The organism is Microcoleus sp. D2_18a_B4 (genome assembly GCF_036702475.1).
Lineage (GTDB): Bacteria > Cyanobacteriota > Cyanobacteriia > Cyanobacteriales > Microcoleaceae > Microcoleus.
Window position 1 is genome coordinate 1 of the sequence record NZ_JAUBTL010000128.1, and the last position, 3,611, is coordinate 3,611.

The following is a 3,611-nucleotide window of genomic DNA, read 5'->3' on the forward strand; positions in this document are numbered from 1 at the left end:
CTCAAGCCAATTTTTCTGATGAGTTTAGCTGAGTTTTCATCCCGATCCAAAGATTCTCGGCACTGACAAGAATGCCACCGCTCGGATAATTCTTTCGGAACTTTGTTGAGACAATTCCAGCAATGTTGGGAAGTCCCCTTCGGGTCGATAAACAAAACGCTTTTACCCAGCTTCCATGCGACATATTTCAGAACGCTAGCGAACTGACCGTGAGCAGCATCAATCATAGATTTATTCAATCCACTTTTAGCTGACTGGCCGTTGGGCAAATAAACCAAGTTGCCATCCTCAATATCAGTCTTGGGTTTGGCGCGTCTAGTTAGATTTGCAATACTTAAGTCTTCAACGACTAAAACGTCACATTTATCGAATAATTTATGTGCCGTTTTAAATTGAAAATCTAATCTAGCTCTGGCTACAAACTGATGAAGTTTGGCAATTTTACCTTTGATAATTTTCCAAGGCTTAGAACCCTTGACTCTTTTAGCCAATTTCGCTTGAAGCCTCGCCAGTTTTTCAGCCGACTTCCTCAAGAATCTAGGATTTTCCACTTTTGTGCCATTGGAAAGATAGATGTAATTGGTTATTCCTAGGTCGATACCTACAGTATTTTCGACCGTCGGCTGAATTTCTGTAACCGTTACGGGAACCGTCTTATCTTCTAGCGTCAAGGAGATATACCACCCATCCGCTTCTCTGATGACTGTACCCGTCTTAACCTTGAAACCTGTTGGTACTGGACGGTGGAAAACCATCGGTACTTGACCTATTTTGGCGAGGCTAATACAAATCCTATTCTGCTCGTCTTTGGCAATATTCAGATTGTCTAATTGAGGGTAAGTGAAAGATTTGTAGTAGTGAAGACCCTTGAATTTGGGCTTACCTCTACGATTGCCATTTTTATCGGGCGTGGTAAAGTTTGAAAAAGAAGTTTCCACTCTGTTGACGACATCTTGCAAAACCTGGGAATCTAATACCTTATAATCAGGAAATAGCTTTTTAGTGTTTTTCAGGTCGGCTAGTTGTATCGTCTGCCACTGTACATATCCGCCTTCAACGTTCGAGAAAACGTCACCTTTTCTAGTCAAAGGGTTGCCTAATTCATCTTTTTTCCTGCCATCCCTAGTTTGCACTCTCGTCAAAGGAATGTTTTGATAAATCTCCTCGACAGAGACTATAGAAACATTCAAAGGACAGGCATTGATGGGTGTTCTCGTGGCTTCCCACCATTTGAATCTTTCGCCAAGTCGGTAGTTATACTGCCGGCGACAAAGTTCTAAATGAGCCACAATTGTTGTTAATTGAGCTTTGGTGGGTTTGAGGCGGTATTTATAAGTGAGCTGCATTCCTAAACTTCCCTTTTTCGACCTTTGCATAGTATAGTTTGTGTACGTCCAAAATGCAACACCAAAAAATTACTATTTCAACACTGGGAAGTATATTAAAAAATCAATATGCTCCCGAAAATTGATTCATAGTAGGCAAGTTTAATTGTTGGTTTCCGTTCCTCCACCCAACGCTTCTGGACATCCCTACGGTAATTCATTCGGGGTACTTCGCGCAGCGCTCAGATTCATCCCCTCTGAATATACGCCCGGGACTTCCCGGCTGGTAGTTAAAGTTCAGATTTTAGCTTGGTGACATTAAATTGAAAAATTACGCATAAACTCTATCTGTAGGGTGCTTATGGCGCACACGCTACTTAGGAATTACGCATAAACTCTATCTGTAGGGTGCTTATGGCGCAGCTTACACTACCAATAGTGTTAAAAAGCCGTTTGCGTAACTCCTAAAACTGCCAAGGGATGTCTCAGCTATGCACTCATAGCCGCGAAGATCCTACTTTTCCGACTTTTCCGACTTAAAAGATCCGACTTTTCCGACTGATTTGAGCCTGAGTGGTAAGTTAACATGGTGATAGGTGCATCTGTGGCTAGGTAAATTACTGCCTAAATTAATCGCCAGTTGTTTGTCCACTTAGAGTTTCGGCACCCACAGATGTTAATTTCTAGTTCTGCATTAGTCTCTTCCTCATGCACTCCAGATATAGATTCAGCTTTTTGGAAATTATGGCAAGATAATCAAGATTACCTTTACCGTTGCTGTCGCAAGTGGATGGGCAACCCAACCGATGCGGAAGATGCCCTCAGTCGCGCGATGCTGAAAGCTTGGGAGAAAGCAAGAGATGGTACGGATGATATCAAAAACTTTAAGGCTTGGTTAACCAAACTGACTTATAACCTGTGCGCCGATATCCATCGAGAGCGCAACAGGGGTGCAGTAGGAGTTGAAAGTTTAGACACCATTGCTATAGGAAACCAAACCGAATTAATTAGCCAAGAAGAAACACCTGTTCGCGCTGCTATGCGGGGAGAAGTCGAATTATTTTTTCGCGAGGCAATAGATGAGTTGCCAGATAGATTGCGCGAGACTTTTCTTCTCCATTTTGAATCAGGGCTATCTTATCCAGATATTGCAGAACAGCTTGGTATATCTTACGATAACGTCCGCAAGCGAATTTCCCAGGCGCGGGCAATTTTGCGTCAGCGGTTCAATGAAAATTTCGGTGAAGAGGGGACTGACTCGGATTTGTCTAATCCTAAGTCGAGGGTTTCTCCTCAATCTGCAAAAGGGAAAAAGTCTCAGAATATTGTTGAAAAAAAAACGGTAACAGAGGAGATTGAAGAAAGAGAAATCGTTGCAGGTGGGGAAATTCAAGAATCGGTTTTAGTGAATGCTAAATCTGATGGGGAGATAAAAGAAAGAGAAATTGTTGCCGGTGAGGAAAAGCAAGAAGCGGCGGTGTGTGTTTTGCATCTAAGCGCGAAGGATTATTCGTCCCTACGGATATTGGCTAATAGTCTGGGGGATGACAGCGAAAAAGCGATCGCCCCTAACCCCTACAGCGGATTGCTTTCTGAATCTTGGGAAAGCCAAAAAGCTCTTGGTGTGCAGACATCATTAATGCTGCCGGCACAGGGCTGTTGTACCATCAGCGACTGCAATCCGCTGTATTCCCAGTGTATCAACAGAGAAAACCAATACTTGACCGATGTTCGATCGCCCGAAATGCGATCGCGCCAGGGTGCAGGAGGGATATCGCGCAACGGTGCGTCTGCTGTATCGCTTTTTCCACTGTACAGGAGGATGTGGGCAGACAGTGGCGGCTGGCTTTCTTCCATCTGAAAAATAGGCAGGCAGAAAATCGCTTTAAATCAGTAGTGCGTAGGTTGGGCCCGTGGAACGAACCCTCCGTTTCACTCCGCCCAACATTTTCCTTAACCCAAGCGTATTGGGCATTAATGCTGCCGCGAGCTGCAATCCCCTATATTCCCGCTTTCTCTATGACTGGCGCGATATGGCGCTAGGCCGAATTTGGCATGGAAAAATTCGGCATCCCTGGTTTCGTCAATCTAGATTTTCAGTGAAGAGATGGACCAATAAGCTTGGGTTAAAACTATTTATTGCTCGGAGATCCCCTTAAATCCCCCGAATCGTTGCGGGGACTTTGAGTAAGTTCTTGTCCCCCCCTTTTTAAGCTATGCTTTATAAGGATCTTTCTTAACAAGAAAGTTGACAAAAATAAACATCTATGATGTTAAACGATCGGG

The 3,611-nt window shown here is 43.8% G+C and carries 2 protein-coding genes; one reads left to right on the forward strand and one right to left on the reverse strand.

The window, feature by feature from the left end:
* The coding region (locus QUB04_RS32210; protein WP_333290723.1) for a transposase at positions 1-1,346 on the reverse strand (1,346 nt) is incomplete at its 3' end.
* A gap of 652 nt (positions 1,347-1,998) precedes the next feature.
* Here QUB04_RS32210 and QUB04_RS32215 point away from each other — a divergent pair.
* The gene (locus QUB04_RS32215; protein WP_333290724.1) at positions 1,999-3,186 is read left to right on the forward strand and encodes a sigma-70 family RNA polymerase sigma factor; all 1,188 of its coding nucleotides are present in this window, start codon (positions 1,999-2,001) and stop codon (positions 3,184-3,186) included.
* Positions 3,187-3,611: the final 425 nt, after the last annotated feature.